We start from the raw sequence: 654 nt of genomic DNA, 5'->3' as shown, positions 1-654 counted from the left end.
GATAAGCTTTTAATATTTACGGTTATCGCATGATATTTGTTCTGAATATTTTATAGCCCTGACTGCTTCCGCGCTTTTATAGTTTTGTTCAATATATTCTCTTGCATTATTATAACGCTGTTCTGCATCCTGACCAAAAAGTGATAAACTCGCTACGTGCTGTCCTGCGTCAAGCATAACAAAACGTGCTCCTAAAGATGTGTTAGCATTATTTTTTTGTAATTGTTGGATGTTATCATAAGCCTCAACAATTCTCTTTTGCATCTTATAAGCTATACCTCCGCCAATGATGGATATTGCCAGTAATGCTAAAAACCAATAACGAGGCTTTACATTTCTCAATTCAAAACATGCCAGGACGAAGCAGACAATGAAAAAAGTGCCTATAGCACCTCTGGTTTCTGTCATCAGTAATAAATAAGAGAATATGAAAAATGTAGCAATGTAAAATACAGTACGGTAAAGCTGATTTGAAACTGCTTTTTTAATAAGAGAAAAACACAGAACTGACTGAACAACCATTATATAAGCAGTAGTCGTAGCAGCATCGGCTAGTAATTTAATTCTGGTTATACCAGTCGCTTGCTCCTGGTAACCAAACCAAACGGTGAGTAAACCTAGAACAACGCTAGTGCAAGCAGCGAATTTCCAGCT

General features: G+C 36.7%; 1 protein-coding gene. It reads right to left on the bottom strand.

The window, feature by feature from the left end:
- Nucleotides 1-9: 9 nt before the first annotated feature.
- On the bottom strand, nt 10-654 hold a 645-nt coding region (locus tag ACFPZN_RS56375; RefSeq protein ID WP_378293704.1), incomplete at its 5' end, for an O-antigen ligase family protein.

This window comes from Actinomadura rugatobispora (assembly GCF_042656285.1).
In the GTDB taxonomy this organism is placed as follows: Bacteria; Actinomycetota; Actinomycetes; order Streptosporangiales; family Streptosporangiaceae; genus Spirillospora; species Spirillospora rugatobispora.
This window is presented reverse-complemented; position numbering and strand designations above follow the sequence as displayed.